This window comes from Fibrobacter sp. UWR4, assembly GCF_003149045.1.
In the GTDB taxonomy this organism is placed as follows: domain Bacteria; phylum Fibrobacterota; class Fibrobacteria; order Fibrobacterales; family Fibrobacteraceae; genus Fibrobacter.
The window spans coordinates 35,452-54,638 of the sequence record NZ_QGDU01000027.1 but is presented as its reverse complement, the minus strand read 5'-3'; the positions used below and the strand labels follow the sequence as shown (position 1 = coordinate 54,638).

The 19,187-nt window shown below is 48.4% G+C and carries 17 protein-coding genes; 5 read left to right on the top strand and 12 right to left on the bottom strand.

The features are described from left to right. The first annotated feature begins 27 nt into the window (after positions 1 to 27). Complete coding sequence (locus BGX12_RS11405) at positions 28 to 1,926, top strand: hypothetical protein (RefSeq protein ID WP_109736186.1); 1,899 nt, start codon at positions 28 to 30, stop codon at positions 1,924 to 1,926. 478 nt (positions 1,927 to 2,404) lie between these two features. Here the strand turns inward: BGX12_RS11405 and BGX12_RS11400 are convergent, their stop codons facing one another. From BGX12_RS11400 to BGX12_RS11390, 3 genes are all read right to left on the bottom strand, one after another. Next, positions 2,405 to 3,232 carry a hypothetical protein gene (locus BGX12_RS11400; RefSeq protein ID WP_109736185.1) on the bottom strand — a complete coding sequence of 276 codons (828 nt, stop codon included), beginning with the start codon at positions 3,230 to 3,232 and terminating at the stop codon, positions 2,405 to 2,407. A 144-nt stretch (positions 3,233 to 3,376) separates the two neighbouring features. After that, complete coding sequence (locus BGX12_RS11395; protein WP_109736184.1) at positions 3,377 to 3,580, bottom strand: hypothetical protein; 204 nt, start codon at positions 3,578 to 3,580, stop codon at positions 3,377 to 3,379. A gap of 11 nt (positions 3,581 to 3,591) precedes the next feature. Continuing rightward, a complete protein-coding gene (locus tag BGX12_RS11390; RefSeq protein ID WP_109736183.1) occupies positions 3,592 to 4,443 on the bottom strand; it encodes a hypothetical protein in 852 nt (283 codons plus the stop codon). A 117-nt stretch (positions 4,444 to 4,560) separates the two neighbouring features. On the opposite strand from BGX12_RS11390, the gene BGX12_RS11385 reads away from it, so the two are divergent. Together BGX12_RS11385 and BGX12_RS11380 are read left to right on the top strand one after the other, a co-directional pair. Then, positions 4,561 to 5,415 (top strand): TIGR02147 family protein, encoded by an 855-nt coding sequence (locus tag BGX12_RS11385; protein ID WP_158278232.1) that lies wholly within the window; start codon positions 4,561 to 4,563, stop codon positions 5,413 to 5,415. Further along, positions 5,405 to 5,734, top strand: coding sequence for a hypothetical protein (locus BGX12_RS11380; protein ID WP_109736181.1), 330 nt, complete (start codon positions 5,405 to 5,407; stop codon positions 5,732 to 5,734). The genes BGX12_RS11385 and BGX12_RS11380 overlap by 11 nt, the downstream gene beginning before the upstream one ends. Positions 5,735 to 5,783: 49 nt before the next feature. On the opposite strand, the gene BGX12_RS11375 is transcribed toward BGX12_RS11380, so the two are convergent. Beyond that, a complete protein-coding gene (locus BGX12_RS11375) occupies positions 5,784 to 7,364 on the bottom strand; it encodes an ATP-binding protein (protein WP_109736180.1) in 1,581 nt (526 codons plus the stop codon). Positions 7,365 to 7,514: 150 nt separating this feature from the next. On the opposite strand from BGX12_RS11375, the gene BGX12_RS11370 reads away from it, so the two are divergent. Continuing rightward, on the top strand, positions 7,515 to 7,853 hold the full coding sequence (locus BGX12_RS11370; protein ID WP_109736179.1) for a DUF5674 family protein: 339 nt from the start codon (positions 7,515 to 7,517) through the stop codon (positions 7,851 to 7,853). Then, positions 7,844 to 8,182 (top strand): hypothetical protein, encoded by a 339-nt coding sequence (locus BGX12_RS11365; RefSeq protein WP_109736178.1) that lies wholly within the window; start codon positions 7,844 to 7,846, stop codon positions 8,180 to 8,182. Before BGX12_RS11370 ends, BGX12_RS11365 begins: the two co-directional genes overlap by 10 nt. On the opposite strand, the gene BGX12_RS11360 is transcribed toward BGX12_RS11365, so the two are convergent. The 8 genes from BGX12_RS11360 to BGX12_RS11325 all read right to left on the bottom strand — a co-directional run bounded on the left by BGX12_RS11360 (position 8,179) and on the right by BGX12_RS11325 (position 19,104). After that, positions 8,179 to 9,297 (bottom strand): reverse transcriptase domain-containing protein, encoded by a 1,119-nt coding sequence (locus BGX12_RS11360; RefSeq protein WP_158278231.1) that lies wholly within the window; start codon positions 9,295 to 9,297, stop codon positions 8,179 to 8,181. The two genes, BGX12_RS11365 and BGX12_RS11360, sit on opposite strands and share 4 nt — an antisense overlap. Further along, positions 9,200 to 9,439, bottom strand: coding sequence for an FISUMP domain-containing protein (locus tag BGX12_RS16125; RefSeq protein WP_370245670.1), 240 nt, complete (start codon positions 9,437 to 9,439; stop codon positions 9,200 to 9,202). The genes BGX12_RS11360 and BGX12_RS16125 overlap by 98 nt, the downstream gene beginning before the upstream one ends. 91 nt (positions 9,440 to 9,530) lie before the next feature. Continuing rightward, positions 9,531 to 10,352 (bottom strand): hypothetical protein, encoded by an 822-nt coding sequence (locus tag BGX12_RS11350; RefSeq protein WP_109736175.1) that lies wholly within the window; start codon positions 10,350 to 10,352, stop codon positions 9,531 to 9,533. A 117-nt stretch (positions 10,353 to 10,469) separates the two neighbouring features. Next, on the bottom strand, positions 10,470 to 13,541 hold the full coding sequence (locus tag BGX12_RS11345; RefSeq protein WP_109736174.1) for a fibrobacter succinogenes major paralogous domain-containing protein: 3,072 nt from the start codon (positions 13,539 to 13,541) through the stop codon (positions 10,470 to 10,472). Between the two features lie 3 nt (positions 13,542 to 13,544). Then, positions 13,545 to 14,567 (bottom strand): FISUMP domain-containing protein, encoded by a 1,023-nt coding sequence (locus tag BGX12_RS11340; RefSeq protein WP_158278230.1) that lies wholly within the window; start codon positions 14,565 to 14,567, stop codon positions 13,545 to 13,547. A 36-nt stretch (positions 14,568 to 14,603) separates the two neighbouring features. Then, positions 14,604 to 16,121 (bottom strand): hypothetical protein, encoded by a 1,518-nt coding sequence (locus tag BGX12_RS11335; protein WP_109736172.1) that lies wholly within the window; start codon positions 16,119 to 16,121, stop codon positions 14,604 to 14,606. A 461-nt stretch (positions 16,122 to 16,582) separates the two neighbouring features. Beyond that, positions 16,583 to 18,412 carry a carbohydrate-binding protein gene (locus tag BGX12_RS11330; protein ID WP_109736171.1) on the bottom strand — a complete coding sequence of 610 codons (1,830 nt, stop codon included), beginning with the start codon at positions 18,410 to 18,412 and terminating at the stop codon, positions 16,583 to 16,585. Positions 18,413 to 18,825: 413 nt separating this feature from the next. Continuing rightward, positions 18,826 to 19,104, bottom strand: a complete 279-nt coding sequence (locus BGX12_RS11325; RefSeq protein WP_146196322.1) for a hypothetical protein — start codon at positions 19,102 to 19,104, stop codon at positions 18,826 to 18,828. Positions 19,105 to 19,187 lie beyond the last annotated feature (83 nt).

Genomic DNA, 19,187 nt, shown 5'->3' with positions numbered 1-19,187 from the left:
ATTAAATTTTAGAAAATAGCCCATTTTTTGTTTAATTTAGGCGAAAGTCAACAAAAAAGGGTGGCGAAGCCACCCACACATGTTGATGAAGAGCCGAAAAATGTTGTTTTTGTTGCTGCCTTGTCAAGCTTAACAGGCACAACTTTCGCTGCAAATTACGATCTTTTGGGCAGAAAGGGAAGTCAAATGAATTCCCCAATGGTCTATAAGGGATCAAATCTTGGCTCAAAAATCGCAAATAACCGCCTCCAGGAATCCAAAGCAATAGCCCGCCAAGGGCTTAGCAACGTCCAGGCAATCTCCGGCACCTTTTATACCAATAACTTTTTTGCAGAAAACGATTGCGACTACGATTATCTGTACGAAATCTACACATCAAATGGGCACACCATCAAAACAACAGATGAGAGCGGTTACTTTACTGCGATGAATCAAAACTTCACTCCGGTAACTTTCGATGATCCTGAAAGTTCAGAAATGATAACCGTTCCCATGACCAAAACCAAATACACGGTAAAATTTCTTAACCAAGTCTACAACACAATCACCACGTCATACCTAGACATTGCGAAATATAATGGTCGAGGAGAAGACGCCCATGAGCACGACAATCACACTAAAAACATTGGCGTTTTCTTTTCTCACGACGCAGACTTCGTCAAGTTTTCCGAAAACGACAATACCCGATACATAGCAACACAAGAATGCTACAATAGGCCAGATCCATATGATGAAAGCAACGTATCTTCATACTTAGAAGCCGTCAAACGCTTATCAGGAAATTATATCGTTCCTTACTCCCATAACACACTGTGCACATCTAGATATCCCGTATCCCCAGAATTGAGAAAACCTCAGCTATATATGGGATTGCACACTCGCAAGGCAACCACATTAAATGGCGGCTCTGGTACCCAAAATTACACCTCTAGAGCAAAAGCTTTGGATAACTACATCTATCAAAACCACACCGTAGACATCGTTGCTGCAGGCGATTTTGGCAATTACATGACAGAAGAAGGCCACGCCGCAAATGCAATTACAGTCGGAGCAGTGACCTTAGACAAGAATAGACTTGCTAAAGCCACCTACTCTTCTTATATAAATCCCTCCTACGGAGCCGAAAAGCCCGAAATCGTAGATTATACGGATTTTGTACACGCCGAATTCCACTCTTATCCAAGGCGTAATATGGTGTCCCCTGTTACGCCAAGACAGTATCCCAACGGAGACACTTACGTTCCTTCCGTATGGAGAACTCCGGGCGCAGCATCACATACCGCCGCAACAGTTTCCGAACTTTTGGCTAAACAACCGTTCTATAGATGGCATCCGGAAGTAGTAAAAGCAGTCCTTCTCTCCTCTGGGGAAACCATCCCCTTTGACATGGACAGCGATCCAAAACTCGCTAACGTGGATGCGGTATTAAGTAGAGACCCTTACAAATGCTCTTTCGTAAACAATCGTCTTTCCCGTTTTTGGAACGGTAACACAAACGCCATATTCAAGGACTATAATGGCAGTCGCGAAATCCGCCTTACCGTCAAGGTTCGTAAAGGCTACAGCTATAAGGCTGCAATCTCCTGGCTTAGTAGCGGAAACGACATCGAAAAATTAGGTGCAATTCCTCAAGACTACGATCTAGCAGTTTACTACCATGACAAGGCAACCAAAACAACCATTAACGGGATTGAGGAGTACACCACCGATTACACCGGCGGCAGAAGCAATTTCATTGCCTCATCAAGGACTTCCTACAATCCGTATGAAGCCGTTTCCTTTAACGCTAATCGCGACAGCTACGCCACCTTCATCATCACGCTTTATTCAGACAACCCCCAATCTGAAAACTACGGAACAGCGCAATTAGGATTTAGTTTGTACGAAAAAGACAATGATTACAGATATTGCTTTGTCAGTATTTGATAGCCTGCATTCTTCATAAAATTACAAACATCCCTAGAAAAAGTTATTACAGCCAGCGCCTTAATGGCGCTGGCATTCTTTCACTATTCAGAATCTAAACAGAGTTTTTTTCTCTAATAGAGAATCGACTAGTTATCAATTTTCCATCCATATAGCTGTATTTAAAGAGAATCCTCGGATTCTCATCCAAGAATTTTTATTGTCTATGTATTCGACCGCATCATTCTGCATCACAGCCACAAGTCTATAGTATATTCTTCACCCGAATAAGGTTTAACACACCTGCCAAGAACTATCTAGACAAACGCAACCTCTCGCAGAGCATCATTGCACTGCGTCAAAACAGAATAACTTTTCACGTAATCCTCCTAACGGATTACGAAATTAACAAAGACGAAAAAGAAGCGAGGAAACATGTACCAAAATGTACAATAATTATAAAAAGACCCACCAGCTTTTTTACTGGTGGGCTCCTTTCTTACTTGCGCTTATGCTTCTTGGCTTTTTTCTTAGGCTCATCCTTCTTGGGTTCTTCCTGTTCGTCCTTCTTTAAATCGCTGAGACTTACAGGTTCTGCATCCAGCTCGGAGACCGCTGTTCTGACGCCCGCGATTTCAGTTTTCAGATCTACGATTGCGGGGAGCATATTATTCTCGAGGACGCCTTGAATCTTTTCCAGAGGCTGAACCACAGCAGCGGACTTGTCTTCGGAACCCTTTTCTGATGAGTTCAGAGAAGAAACAACCACACCTGCAACGGAAATGATTACTGCAAGGAACGCCAGAATGATTGCCCTGCCTGTTTTCTTGGTCTGAACCTTGGCCTGGGCAAGCATGTCGTCTTCGATACCCTTGAACTCATTGGTCAGAAGTTCCTTGAGGGAGTCGGTTACGTAAATGGAATTATTGACGAAACGCACCAGCTGTTGAGCAATAAGATCAGTTTCAATGTACACTCGGGATTCTACCAGACCGGCAGAGACATAAGATACGTCATCCCCATAAATGAGGGTGGAATCCTTATTGGATTCAAGTTCCAGAATCAGGCCTTCCTTCTTGAGGTAATCCAGAAGGGAAACTGCTTCAAGAATCTTGTTGATGAAGCCCTTGGACTTTTCACTGACGGATTCTTCCTTGCCTTCACTTACGTAAAAATTGAAATAGGCCACTTCGTCATTATGGAAGGTAACCTTGTTATCCTGGAAAACGGATTCCAGAGCCTTGATCGGGAAATTTGCAGTAGCGTCTGCGGAATTTGCGACAAGCTTGCTAACAAGCGTCTGTTCACTAAAATTAAGTTTTCTCATAAAGAGCTCCTGTTTTATTCTTCCTTTCAGGGAAACGAATAAAACATAGTCTTTTGAGACAAAGTTTTGCAGACAAAAGAGTGTAAAAAGATTTTTAGGACAACATTTGTAAAATAACGAGCGGAACATTCCCGCGTCAGCTATTTATCGGTTCCAGCCGTTGGGGGCATCCACTTCGATGAGGGGGTCGCTGTTCCCAACAATGCAGTGGGTTTCCACCGTACTTTTCACGCCCATCCATCCGCGCATTCTCTTTATGCGGTCAGCCCTAGCCTTTTCCGCAGAATCACGAGGGGAACTAGCTGCGGCATCGTCTGCCGGGATGTTCAATTTCTGTTCTTCGTTCATATTTTACCAGCTTAGTTCACCACCGGCTTACTCTTATCGGCAACCTTGGGACGGACCGTAAAGCAATTGCTCAAGCCCAGTTCCGCCAGGAAATGAAGCAGAATCTTGTACTCGTCACCGGCCACAAAGGAATCCATATTGCGACGGAAGATATTGTACATGTGAGCGGCATCGTCCACGTACTTCTGAGCTACGTCAAAAACGTTTACCATATTGACGCCGTACTGGCTCTTGAAAAGAAGAGCGGGCAGAACGAACATGACGCGGAACCAGTCCGTTACGGTTTCAGACTTCTGCGGTTTGGAATTCTGCTGCTTTACAATATTTGCGCAGGTGCGGACTTCCTTGCCCAAGGCATTCAACTGCAGCGGACGGAATTCAGCCATCTGGTAGATCTTGGCATCGGCCACCATATCCAGGGTTTCGCTGACGAAGAAGTTGGTGAAATCAGAATAGAGAGCCTGGGACATGGAAGCAAGAACTTCCGGCTGGTTACCGGGAACAATCTTTTCTAGATCCGCCTGGAACTTGCCCAATGCGTTCCTGTAATTTTCCTCGGTACAGCAGATTTCATAATCCATATTGGTAAGAACCGCCTCGCGGGACATTTCAAAGCGGACCACATCACGCAACTTGCGGTAGAGATCGTTTTCATCTTCGTAGGGGGCCATCTTGACACCGTATTTTTGTTCGGCGACACGAGCCTTCTGGTCGATGAGAGCGGCAAAATCCGTTTCGGCACAGATTTTCATGGAAGCCGAAATCATCTGCTTAAAAAGGGTGTTGAATTTCTGCTCCGCATTCTTTTCGGAATGGTCAAAGTTCAGCAAGCCTTCCAGGGCGTTTTCAAATTCTTTTTGCATTGTGTTTCCGCATGTATAATTTTTCAGATTAAATATAAAAAAAATGGGCACCGAAATTTTTATTCAAGAACATTAAAAATATTGATTCATAAATTATAAAAAACTATATTTCATACCATGCAACCAATTACAACCTACAAGAATTACCGTTCCTATATCCAGGACTATTACGAAGAATTTAAGAACCGGGGAATCCTTACCTGGCAGATTTTCGCCGACAAGGCGGGCTTTACATCGGCCTCCTACCTCAAGCTGGTCTGTCAGGACAAGGCGAACCTCAGCGACGACGGGATCGAAAAGACCGCCGATTCCATGAACCTGGTAGGTTTCGAAAAGGACTATTTCAAGGCACTGGTACACTTCAACCAGGCAAAGAAAATTGCCGACAAACAAAAGGCGCTAGAGAACATTTCCGCCGTAGCCGAAAAGTACAATGTGAAAATTCTCAACGAGGATTTTTTCAGTTTCTTTTCCAACTGGTATAACGTAGTCCTTCGCGAATTGGTTCCGCTGGCGCAGCCAAATACAAACCCCGCAAACATCGGACGGCAGGTCATTCCGCCCATTTCCGGGACTAAGGTTTCCGCCGCCATCAAGTACCTGGAAAATCAGGGCCTTCTCAAGAAGAACGAAGACGGCAGCTATGTCCAGACGGACGCAATCATCTCCACGGGAAACCTGGAGACATCATCCATTATCCTGCACCAGTATCACAAGCAGTTGGCACAGCTTGGCCTAAACGCCATCGATGAAATTCCTTTCGACGACCGCGATATTTCCGAAGTGGTCGTGGGAGTTTCAAACGAGAACTACAAGCGAATCTGCGAAGAAATCGCAGCAGCCCGCAAACGCATTCTTGCCATTGCCGCAGAAGACCAGAAAATCGAAAGAGTCTATTGCGTACAGACAAATGCATTCCCCCTCTCCACACCCCTTCGCATCAAGAAGAAGGAACAGAAAAATGAACCGTAGGATTTCTTTTTCAAAAGTTTGTAAGTTTGCTCTGCCCCTGACCCTAGGCACCTTTATCGCCTGCTCCGACGACAATAGCGTTGCCGGCGGCACCGAATGGACCACCCTGTTCAACACCGTTGGCGGCGCCGATATCGCAAGCAAGATGCTGCGATCCAGGGGCGGTTGGGACCTGAACATAAACACCGACATTGTTGAAGACAAGGATGAATTCTGCTTCTCCGGATTGCCCAGCGGAGTTTACCCCTACGGTGCCGAAGGCGTTCACGGCTACTTCTACGGGTCAACAACAATCCGATGCATTAAGGACGAAGAATAACGAAAAGGAGCCAGTTCATTTTTGAGCTGGCCCTTTTTTAACCCGACAACTATAGGATTTTCCACTGGCCCAAGGTGCGCTTTTCGGCATCGAAGGCAACACCTATCTTGAACAACTTTTTCGGTGTGCCGTCTGCGGCCTTAGTCACGGTATAGGGCACCAAGTAACCCTTGTCGTCGATTTGCTTGAGGGCATCGTCTGCGGTGCCGTTTGCATCAAGCTTGAATTCAAAAACATAAACAGCGTCGGCAGTTTCTACGACGGCATCGGCGCGGCCTGCGGCGCTGCATTCCTCGGTGCGAACGAGGTACGGCGTACATAGCTTAAAAATCAAGAAGAACAACGTCTTGTAATGATTTTCGTCTTGACGCTCCGCATTGTAGGGAATGCTGCTGAAAAATGCTCGCATCTGCAAAAGGGCATCTTCCAGCTTGCCAGCACGCATGGCGCGGGTAAAGGCAAGGACAAACGATTCGTTCGTCACCACGTCTTCAAAAGCATAATAAGGCATCAGGCTTCCACAAAAACCAACCTTGACCTCTTCATTGGGGAATCCCAGGACATATTCATAGCCATCAAAATTCCGGATGGTCAGGTAGCCACTTTGGTAAAGCATGGGAATAGGATTCGTAGCCGTTTCCGTAGGCGCATCAAACATGCCAAGCGTCGCAGGAAAACCCACATTAAACGTTTCCGGCTCCATCTTGAACTTGCTCACAAGCTTTGTCAAAACGGTCGGCGTTCCGGAGGCAAACCAGTAATTTGCGAAATTCAGCTTACTTAAAGAGTTTATCAAACTGAATGGATTGTAGATGTCCGGTGAGTTTTCGCTAAAATGGTAGCCGTCATACTGACGCTGTAAAGCAGCCACAGCCTCGTCGTAGGTCATTTTCTGCTTGTCGGCCAGCGCCTGGATTTCGGGCTGCATCTGGGAGAGCAATTCTTCCTTGGTGATGCCGCAGATGGCTGCGTACTCGTCATCCATGGTAATGACATTCAGATTATTCAATTCGCTAAAAATGCTGAGCTGGCTGAACTTGCTGATGCCCGTGAGGAACACAAAGCGGAGAATGCCGCCAAGGGCCTTGAGGGGTGCGTAAAGGTCCCGCATTGTATTGCGAACCTTTTCAAGAAGTTCCGCATTATGCATAGCCTCTAGCACTGGCGCGTCATATTCGTCAATGAGCACCACAACCTGTTCAGATGTTTGCTCATTGGCGGCACGGATCAACGCAGAAAGACGACTTCCCCATGCCTGGTTTGTCTTGTCGTTTTTGATTCCGTAACATTTTTCATAAGGCGCAAAGATATCGTTCATGTTGGAAGCAAAGACCTCTGCATCCAAATTTTTCACGGTACTCATATCGAGCCGGATGACCGGGTACTTTTTCCACTCGGTCTCCAGGCGTTCCATGGCTAGGCCAGTGAACAGTTCCTTGCGGCCTTCGAAGTAGCATTGCAAAGTGCTAATTAAAAGGGATTTTCCAAAGCGGCGAGGACGGCTGAGAAAGTAATACTTGCTTGTATGAGTCAACTTGTAAACAAGGTCCGTTTTGTCTACATAAAAGAAGCCTTCGTTGCGAATGCTCGCAAAGTCCTGGATGCCGATGGGAAAATTCTTTAACGCCATGCTTACAATATAACAAAAGGCGAAAGCAAGGACAACCGGGCTTATTTAAGCGGGCATTGCCGAGCCACACTACATGCATGCAAAGTATGCCATATAACAAAAGGGCTCCGTCCAAACGCTGCACCCTGATTTTTTTATATTTGAAGGCGTATGATTATTTATTCAGAACCTTTTGACAAAAAAATTCTCCTAGAAATGCAGACTCACTACTTTGGCGATATGGTCAAGGGAGTTGTTGATATCTCCGAAAGAAAAATTGCTTTAGATGCAGAAATGCATGCTGACCTAGAGACACTTCTTTTGCAGGAAGGGTCTCAGCAAAAGAATCTTTGGGGGATTAACCTTTACCCCGAAATGGAGGGAGAGGATTTTTTGGAATTTGACTCTCTAATAAACATTCGCCCCAACCAGGGCAACCGTAGTCGTGGAGTCGAAGACCCGGCTATCCAAGATGCTATCAAGGAGATAATCGCAACCTTATGCAAATAGATAACGCACAACATAAGGAACTTGCGGCAGGACGTTGGGCAGAAATGCCCCTCGCTCTTCAGATGCTGAATATCGGCAGTGAAATCTCTCGTGCAAACCGCTGGAAATCAAAGGGCAACCAGAATCAAGTTAAACGCGCCATTTTCAGGGCTCTGGAACTGATTGATTTGACGATTGACGCCCAGAGAGGTAAGCACAATCTCAAGGAATTCACCCGCATGCGTGAAGCCGTATGCGACTACTATCTTGGCGACAACTTCTACAAATCTACGGGAGAACAGATTCAACGGGATTTCGACATGTTCCTACCCTGCTCCAATAGACCTTAAGTTAAAAATTTGTGCAACAGATTAAACGAATTGAAATGTCCTAGCAAGCCACAGTAGCTGATGACACGGTTCTTTTGGCGCCAGGCAGGCTGCCACGGACACTTAAGACAGCGCTTAAAACTTTTTACAAGTCGGCGACTCGGATAGATTCGCCAAGGCAAAATGAACGCACCCAAAAAAGAAAAACCGTGCTGAACATTTTGCAAATACACCTTATTGGGGTGCAATTGCAACGACAGATTTTTCTCCAAATAATTGCGAATTTTTTCTGTTGCATCCAGGAGAATCGATTTATCCCGATGAACAAGCACCATGTCATCTACATAGCGTCCATAGCAGTGTATCCGCAAGTCGCGCTTTACAAACTGATCCAAAGGATTGAGATAGACATTCCCAAAAAGCTGGCTTGTCAAATTCCCGATAGGGAGCCCACAATTGTCTTGGGTATAACGCAACGACTTATTCCTGGGCAAGTCAGACCACATATCTTCAGAACTTTTGAAAACGGCATCTTTTAACGGATCATTGTATATAAATGTCTTCAGAAGGAACACACACAAATCCTTGTCTGGAACTTCCTTCCAATGAGTGCGGTAAAGCCCTTCTATGCATAATCTATATAAGACATCCCGATCTATCGACATGAAAAAGCCACTGATATCCAGCCGCAATACATAACAGGGATACATAAAATTACGGCTTTCGCTCTTGATAAAATGAGCAGCCCGCTTGATTCCAAAAAGAGTTCCCTTGCCTTTACGACAGCTATAACTATCGTAAATAAATTGTCGGTCAAAAACCGGATAAATCCAGTTATAGAGCAGGTGATGAACAACTCTATCTCTAAAGTTTGCAGCGATAATTTCTCGTTTAACAGGCTTTGTACTGATAAAGCACACCGACGGTTTCAATTTATATGTACGGTTTTCTAACTCATGAGCTAGCTTGACTAAATTTTCATCTAGGTTGCACTCGAATTCCAGCTGATTTACCGTATTACGCTTGTGCCGTCTAGCATCATAGTAAGCCTGTACTAATTGCGAATAAAACAAAGGAGTCCTGGAGGCAACGCACAGAGAACCCGTTGTTCTTGTTGTTGTTGTTGAGGTTCGCATTGCTCGCATTCATGTTCCAGTTGTTGGCGTTACTAGCATTGTTCTCAGTAGCACTCCAGAAGTTAGCGTTGGAGCCAACATTGTTGAAGCCGCCATTGTAGTTGCCAGCAGGGAGCGCAGTACGCCCCGATGGAAATGACAGCAGCCGCTAAGCAGTGATTCAGCAGGTTTCCAGACACTTATAATGCAGGACGAGCCACCGAATCGTTTTGTTTACTCTATCAAGGCACAAGTTACCCTGGGGCGAGTGGGCTGCTGGACTCCTGGGCGGCATCACCGGCGACCCTTGAGTCACCGGACTGTAGCCTAAGAGTTTTCTTGACTGTCAAAAGTTTATCGCTGATATAAAACCACTGCTCCTTGGAAATCTGCTTTAGATCCATGAGCAGACGAAGAATTTCAGATATTTGTATAAACTGTTTTTTCGAGAACTCCTTGTCAAAGGTTTCTAAGCCGTGTTGGCACAGGTCCAGATGATGGTACAAGTCCAGACATGCATTTCGGATTCGTTCAACAATGCTTACACGAAGACTTCTTGAAATTTCGGAGGTGCGGCCCACGATATAGCGGGTGCATTCATAAAATTCCTTGGTGGCGAACATCATCTGTGCAGGCTTTATATCGCAAGAGTGGGAAGGCTTTTGATTTGGCAAAGCGGGTGGTTCAAGCCCCGAATTTTTTTGTTCCGACGGAACGGAATCCTCCACCGCAGATTTTTCCGCATGAGCCTTGAACTTTTCCCGTTTCCAGAGGTCATAATCCGAATAGACCAGGAAGCCCGTAATGACAAAATGATTGTCGTCCACCTTGGTGAAGTTCATCTTCTTTTGTTGAGCCATGGTCTGGATTTGCGGTAACGAGCTGTTCGGAAAACCTAGATACAACATTTCGGCATTGATTTTCTTTACATACTTGCAATGGACTTCGTATTCAAAGAAATGCCTGGAAAAATGGAACGCAGACCTATTGTAGGCATGCATAAAACCACCTGCACGCAGAAGGTGTATTTCGGCGTGGTTGGCCTGTTCCATTTTTTGGATTTCCAGGGAATTCATTTACTATTCGTCTAGCTCATTTTTTTTCAAAAATTTTCGGACCGCCGCTTTCGCGGCGGATTGTGCGCGGGGGCGCTCCGCAGCCCCGCGGAATTGGATTGGGGCCCCGACCCCAATTCAATTCAGGTCCTGGAGGCAACGCACAGAGAACCCGAAGTTCTTGAAGTCGAAGTTGATGTTGAGGTCCGCATCGCTCGCATACATGTCCCAGTAGTAGGCGCTACTAGCACTGTACTCAGTAGCACTCCAGAAGTAAGCGTAGGAGCCAACATTGCAGAAGCCGCCACTGTAGTCGCCAGCAGGGAGCGCAGTAAAGCCACTTGCATTGGTAGCGTTAGGCCAACCCGGATTGCCGATTGCCTGCTGGGCTGCGTAGCCACCAGATTTTGAATTCATTGTACTCCACTCACTACTGGTCGGAATGTGCCAGCCCTCGGGGCAGATTCCTCGGTGGGGATTCTGGATCATGCCTGCAGGAACACTGGTAGATTGATAGCTCTTGTTAATATTCATGGCAGCAGTCCAGGTATAGTAGCGACCCATAGTTTCGCAATTTTCCGGTTTATGGTTGTAACACCAAGAATTTCCCTTTAGGTTCAAGGTTGCAACAGAGTCCGCGTACTGCAGATTTTCGGCCATCCAGACCTGGGTTCCGATGGTCACCTTCTTGTACCAGCGGCCATCGCGAGCATCCTGGAAGGAATCCAGTTTAGGCAGAGTCTTTTCCAGGTGGGCCTTCCAGTTTTCAAGGGTATATTCTTCCCAGCTGGCACGGTGCCAGCCCTTTTCGGTACAGAGCCAGTCAATCGTATTGGCAACCACACCATTAACGGCGATGGTATCCACATCGAACATTACATTGCCGGGGTTCTCCCTGTCGCACTTGGTCTTGGCGTTTTCCGCACTGATCTTTGTCTTGACCCAGGCATTGGAAGCGCAGCCATATACCACTTTGTCGAATGTGGCGAAAGTTCCTTCGGTAGATTGGGTACAGGCATTGCACACGCCATCCAGATAACAAGCCTCGTATTCGGCCTGTGTGGCCTTGCGCCACTGGTTTGCATCGCACACATAATACCAAGTATCAGCAGTTCCCGGAATTACGGAGCCATCGTTATCCGCGTTGCAAGTCAGCTTGTAAGTATTTTTCTGAACATCGTCGCTTATTAGATTCCATTTATTGTTTTTGCACATATAGTAGTTGCCATTCTTGGCGTACTTCATCTCGCCCTTGGCTTCCACCGCCTTGGTGCAACCGTTCAAGCCCAAAGTGCAATCCGTACTTTGACCGGTACGCCAGCCATTATAGGCGGGTGCGGTATCATAGACATAGCAGACATTCGTATTTACGGAACCCCACTGGGCAAATCCGTCGTCACCTTCGGTAAGGTTTGCGATATCCACCACGGCACTGCTGATCTGTTCCCACCTGCGGGTTTTCTCCTGGCACTGGTAATAGCCGGAGCTATCCGCACCAGTGTACTTCACGATTTTTTCGTATGAAATTTCGGTGCAGCCGCCATAGACGGATTCCGGCTTGGAGGCGGTACGCCATCCGGCCTTGTGGTCAGCCGTGTACTTGCCAAGACCATCGTAGATATACACCTTTCCGGTCACTTGACCATTCATCGTCTTGCCATCAGTCCCAGCCTTCCAATTGTAGGTATCCTTTTCGAAGTCAGTGGCGATGCGCCATTCATTTTCTCCGTTTGCATTTTCCGCACAGACAAAGCGGACCTTTGTCTTGGTCGTGTCCGTGTATGTCTTTGCGTAATACTTGCTGTTGGCGTTAGCGACAAAGGAAATTGACCCTGCCTTGCCAGCATCACATATTCCAAGTTTCAATTCTTCCACCCAGAAGTTTCTGATGTACGGTTCAAACTTCGGAACCATGGAGCCCAGCTTCCAGGCATCCACCTTGCCGCGGATGTCGGCCAGACGGTCGCTGGTGTCAGCGGCCATGGCCCAGTCGGCAATTTCTGCCTTAGCAGTTGCGTCTTCCCACTTACCTTCCTTTTCCATGGCGGTGGAGACGCGGGTCAAAAGTTCCGTCAACTGGGAAACGCTGCGGTCGCCCTGGAACAGGATGGAGAATGCAAGCAGTGCGCCGTCTTCGTCGCTGGAGCCTGCGATTGAAAGGTCTTCTGAATTGCTGAAGTTGGAGTTATCGATATGGAGGATGTCGAAGATTTCCTGCTGGGCCTTTTTCTTGGCTTTCTTGACAGTGTAACCTTCCTTGGTCACCAGATAATAGACACGCTCATATTCCAAGTGCGTCAGCAAATTGATGTTCACGATGTCGCGGCCGGTGACATCGGTAATGCCAAAGAGAGTCAGCGGTGAACTGGAATTTTCGCCGGTGACTTCGTTACGATAGTAACCGTTGGCTTCCAGCATCACATACTGGGAGACCAGCATGCGGGCGGTAATGCGGAACTCGCCCTTGTCATTCAAGATTTTACCATCGAAGTTGTTACCGGTCTGGGTCAGGCTGCGACCATCGCGAAGCTCCTTCACCAGCACCTTGGAACCGCTGAGGAACGGCCCCTTCTGGGAGGCACCCTTCACAGAGTCCAGAGAGACGGCCACCTGTTCGGAGTCGAGGACAATTTCCTCACCACCAATCAGCGAACCGTCCTCCCCTAGTTTCATCACAACAGACTTGTCGCCACAGGTAATAGTCAGCGCACCATTTTCGTTGGCTACAGTACAACCGGCACCATCTTGACCATTTTCACCAGGTTTGCCTGTTTCGCCAGCATCGCCCTTAGCACCGTCAACGCCATCCTTACCGTCAGCACCATTCAGCACAACGCCGATAGAATCGCCGTTGCAGATAATCTTAATGCCGCTATCGTCCTTCAGTTTTTCCGTTGTGCAGGCAAAGTCCCCACCCACGAAAACGGTATCGTTCTTCGATACAAAAATTGTATCTGCGGCCCCCGAACCCGCGCTGCCCATTGTCGCATACCACTTGCCATCGGAACAATAACGGATCGTCCCATCATCCTTAACGATGATTTGTTCACCTTCGTTATCGGAGGTGCACTTGGGCAAGTCTTCGACGGAGGAGACCATGTCGAGGCCGGTCTGGTTGATCTGGGTAACTTCGTCGCCGCAGGCAATGAGTCCTGCGAGGGAAAATGCTACACCGAAGGTTCCAAAAACTTTAGTCATTTTGTTATTCATATTTTACTCCCTTACGCAGCGGACAGAGGCGTAGTATATTTCGTCAAGTTCTTCGTTGTTGAACCATTCGTCGGAATTGCCGGACAGTTTCAGGACATATCTGAAATCAATGCTGGATTCTTCGGAGGTCCACCAGAAGCCGAGTTTTCCCATCATTTCGCATTCGGCGTCCTCATCGCAATAACCCGCGGGAAGGCCGTTGAACTTCGCCTTGTTGGAACCGTTTCCCGGCTCGCCGCTCCAGCCATTCTCAGACTTGAGCCAGTTGCCGGCCAGTTCGGAGGTTGCCTTTTTCAGGTAGTCGTGAAGATTGTCCAGGTCGGTCTTTGTGGGCAAGCGCCAGCCATCGGGGCAGACTTCCTTAGCACCAGCAAAGTTGTACATCAGGCCGTAGGTGGCGCAATCAGGATCATCGTCCAGGGAACAGGTGTAGTTCTTTTCGGGAATGGCATCCTTGTAGCGCAGGTTTTCCGCAGTCCAACAGAGCTTACCGATTCTGACGGTTTCGTATTCCACACCGCCGCGGGTCATCGTGGAATCGCCACAGGGGAACCCCGCTTCGCTGGAACTGGATTCTTCGGCGGGCTCGGGGACCTTGGAGGAGGAACTGCCGGGATTATCAACCGCGGAGCTGCCTGCGGATTCGACCTTCTGCGAGGAGCTGGACGGATTGACGATTACCACATAGGTGGTATCTTTTTTGCTGCTACTGGATTCCTCGCTACCGCTCGGAATGACGGAGGAGGAAGAATTGCCGGTCCCCTCGACGGATTCGGAGGAGGAACTGCTGGAATCTATGCTTGCGGTGGCGTCCTGCATCAGGTCGATGTCGTAGTTGTCATAGACGGAACAGGAGGCGAGCAGGAGAGTGGCCACGGAGAGGACCGCTAGATTCCCGGTCAAGCCGGGAATGACGTGAGAGAAAGCGGCCATGGAATGAACTCCTAGATTCTTCGCTTCGCTCAGAATGACACGAGGGAAAGAGCTCAGAATGACACGGGAGATTACTTTCAAAAAATTATTCATTGTTAATTTTTCATTGTTCATTTTCAATCCTCCCCCTTACAGGTTCCAGAACAGCGTGACATAGCCGCCGTTGCCGAGGTTTGTAATCACATCAAAGCCGGCTTCCACGCCGAACATGCCGAAGCTGTAGAACACGCCGGTCTTGAACTGCATCCATTCCTCGGAATCCTTTTCCGGGATGGCGATAACCGCGGTCTCACGAAGGCCGAAGTCCAGGTAGCCCAATTCCAGCTGGGCCACAGGCGCAAAATAGACGCGCTGCAGACCGTCGCCAAGACCTGCGCCCACATAGACACCCGCACCGAAGGCCACATGGAATTCAGCCTGATCGCCAAAGCCCACTCGCAGGCGGGCCGCCGCAATCAGGTCCGGCAGAATCATCAGCTGGTCTTCTTCAAGAGCAAAAGCCTTGTAGTTCTTGTCGCTGAAGGGAGCAAACGCAGCGGACACACCCACCCAGGGAGAGAAATGAACACCACGACGGTTCTCGACAGCGGATGCAGCCTCCGCAGCCTTGGCGGCCTGTTCCGCGGCATAGATGCTATCCAGCGCAGCCTCGTCCTCCTCGGGGCCAAAATCCACGCCGGCGTTGTTGCCCTGGTTTTCCCAGATCCAGCGGCCGTTCAGACGGGCGGACTTTTCGGCAAACTGCACGGAACCCTTGAACTTCTGGGGTTCGCCGCGCTTGATGACCACAGGCTCGCCGGCGACCTTCACGGCCTCCTTCTCGAAACGAATCTGCACCGGGCTTTCTGCAGCGGGGCCAGCACTGACGCGGGCATGGAACAGCTTGACGCCATTCAGGTAGTAGGCGCTGCGCACCGGCTTCGCGATATCCATGAAGACCGTGGGCGCGTTGACATCCGCAGTGTCGGTTTTATAGACGGCCAGGGATCCATTGCCGGCAAGGTCCGCATTTAAACTTTCAAGGCGTTCCAGGAAGTAAGGAGCAAAGCCCTCGCCGTCCTGACGCACCACCATTTCGCGGCAGGTCTCACCCCATTTCTGGGCAATTTCAAAAGAATGCCTGCGATGGTTGGGTTCGTACTGCAGGGTAAAATCGTAGTTGGCCTGGAAGCCTTCGCTGAGAGGTTCCAGAAACACGCCGCCCTCCAGATTCAGGAACTGGTCCTTGCTCTGGGCGAAGCTGTAAAGCGCATCCACGCAGGCGTTGATCTGCAGCTTGCGATCCTCGAGACCGCGGGCAGTCTCCATGTGGCCCAGCCGCACCTCGCCGGAGACCTTCATGTACTGTTCCTCAAAGGCGGGCAACTCAACGCGATAGAAAGTCCAGCACTCGTCATCCATCACATCGTTGATACTGATGGAGGAACAGCGGTCGTTCATGGCGGTAATGCGGTTGGTCCGCTCCAGCAGGGAATCAAGCCCCTCGTTCTTGCCCTCCACGGAGGCCTTCAACTTTTCCAAGTCCGCTTGACGCTGGTGGAAAATCGCCGGATCCTGCACGAAGATGGACGCGGACTGGGGTGCAGCCTCGCCTGCAGATTCAGCCACAATTTCGTTCGCGGACTGAGCGGAAGCTGTCCCTAACATTAAACCTAGAGTTATAAAAAATCTTTTCTTCATCATACGTATTTCACTTGTTTCAAAACGCAAAAAAGGCCACGCCAGAATATGACGCAGTCCACAGAAAGCATCGCCGAATTTGCGACGCGGTTAAAGTTTTCAGAATTTCTTAAAGATTTTGCCCATCCAGGGAGCCGATTGCGAACAAACTTGCTAGCCCCCCCTGCACACATTAGCACTAGTCAAACATAGCAATACAGAAAAATATATACAACTAGCAACGCCAGTCATATATCCATACACCTGTTTTGAGCAAAGTTTTCTCACTCTGGTAAATATACCTTAATTTGTAAAAATTCGTTTATCCTACTTCGTTTTACAAATCGGAATGTGACGAAGCTTATACACTCTGCGTATTTTTTTTGAGTTTTTGAAAAAAGACCAGCGATTTCTCGCTGGCCCTTTTGGGATGTGTGTATGAGATTCTTTTATTTCAAGTTCACAATCGTTGCGGCACCCTTTGCAGGTTTTGCAATGAATATGCCGTCGGTCTTTACCAGCTGGCGAGTACGGGCAGCCAATTCAAAAGCGTTGCCGCGAACCATTCCCAGAAGCTTTCCGCTCATAGAGAATACGCGATAATTCTGGACGATGTCGCGGTTCAATTCCAGAGTCTGGCCAATTGCATCGCAGTCGTCGCAAGGACCAACGGGAACCGGATCAACTTCTTCCTTTCCTTCGATGGGAGCATCGTCCTTGCCGTCCTTACCCTTCACGAAGTTGATGTAGTCGATGTCCATCCAGCTGCCGGTCACCGTGAAGCGCAGTACATGTTCACCGGCTTCTAGCGTTACGTTGGCGGATACCTTGTTGTAGTCGTCGTAATTGTCTTCGCCAGCAGTAGCCTGGGGAACCTTGATGGTATCGGTAATGTCCTTGCCATCCATGGAGAGCTTGAAGCTGGAGGTATTGTTTGCAGATGCCACCGCGGCAAACATGGTGTAATCACCGTTTTCAGCAACATTCACCGTGTATTCCAGCCATTCACCTTCTGCATTGTAGCCCACGATAACGCGGTCATTGGGTTTCTTGTACAGGTCAACGCCGGTATCCTTGCGGTAGTCGGAATCGCCGTGATTCTCCTTGTCGCTATCCTTATAGGAATCGTTACCGTTGCCAACGCCCGGAATGTCAAAATCTTCTGCCTCGATTTTACCCGGAATTGCCCAGGCCTTGCCTGCGACAGCAGCACCAGACGCATCATAACCGCCGAAGGGTTCCTGAGGAACAGGCTTCACTTCAACCGTATCGGTCCAGGAATACTGCATGCGATCTACGCCGGACTGATTCACAATATTCAAGGTGGTGTTGGCACCTTCCCCAGAACGGGTCACCATGCTGTACCAGTCTCCATCGCGGAGGCCCACCCAGTAGAAGCTACCCATCTTCCATTGACGCAGCTGTTCGGACATGCCGCGAATGTAAGCCATGAAGTAGTTGGTGGGATTGGGATCGTTGTAATCCATGATTTCGTAATGGACACCGTTCTTGTCACCAGGTCCCATGGCGCCACCCCATTCGGTTGCCACGGTGCGGTCGGCATACTTGCCCACCTTGCCCTTGAAACTGTTCATCCAGCCCTGTTCGGTGGTAATACTCATGTTCCAGAAGGTGTATTCGTGCACTGCAAAAAGGCAGCCGTCAAAGCGGGAGTCGTCGGCAATATCAGGCACATTCCATGCCAAGCCGGAACCATCCAGCAAAACATGATCGCGGGGAAGATCCGGATAACGAGCCAGCCACTTTGCGTACAAGTCGCGAAGTTCAGTCTTGCTGTACATGTGGGGTTCGTTAAAGATTTCAAAGTAGGCATCGGGATTGCTGCCGTATTCCTTGACAACGGTATCCCACATTTTCCACCAGTCGTCCATATTCTTGGGGCCAGCGGGCTGTGCAGGGCCCCAGTAACCGATAAGCATACGGCCATGAGCCAAGATGCCATCGATAATGCCCTTGTAGGAACTCCAGGCCTTTAAAGCCGTAGGTTCGTTAATAGGAATACGCAAACTGTTGATGCCCAGTTTTTCTACAAACTGGCTCATGACGCGATCGGACAGCGCATAGGCCGCCTGATAGTCTTCAGTTCCAGTCATACCGGAAAGTTTCAACACATCGGAAACGAAGTTATCGCGTTTGTCAGCCCAGTTTGTACCACGGAACTGATTTGTAACAGCGAAAGATTGTGTAGCAAAGCCTGCGATAAAGGCTGCAACGGCCACGGCAGAAACCGAGCCTTTAAAACTCTTTAACATTCCCATATTTTCCTCTCTGTTGACACGCTACCACCACAAAGCGCATCAGGTTGCCAACCACAACAACCGTACAAGAAGAAAAATACCTCAAAAAAGAGGGCTAATATACCCTCCCGAGAAATCTTTCATGGACGTTTTATCAACGATGTGACTCTATAAAAAATCTACAATAACAGCTAAAAACCAATCTTTACGCCAACTTTTGCGGAATGGTAATTACTGTTTTCGGTGAAAACGCCGGAGTACCCCGCAGGTATACCAAAATAATGCCTATAAATACTTCTTAGCACGGTATAGAAGGCAAGTTTGTTCCATTTCCAGCTTAGCTGGACATCACCGGAAATTTTCAGACCAGTCCAGAGAAAGGTTCTCGGAAAACCTGTAGGAAAGCGTCCCTTTTACATTAGGGCCTATGCGGGTCACCAGAGCATCCCCGTCAAATTCATATTGTAGTCAGGGGTTTTCCACAGACGCTTCTGACCCCAGAGCATGTACCCCAACATCAAATCCGTATCCGAGGAAAAATTGAAATCCACGCTGGCATCCAACATGAAGGACGAACTCATCAAGGAATATTCCAAGGCAGGCGTAAACGACCAGGCGCTGGAATCCCGTTCCGTCGTGATTTCGCCGGAGGCAGTCACCTCCAGTTCATTAACGCAATGTCTAGTGCAAAGGCCGTGCCAACTTTCAAACATGAGAATAAATTACTTTTTTCGTAAGAAATGAGCATTTTCCAACAATCATTCCGAAAAATACCGAAAAAAAACGGGAACCTTCC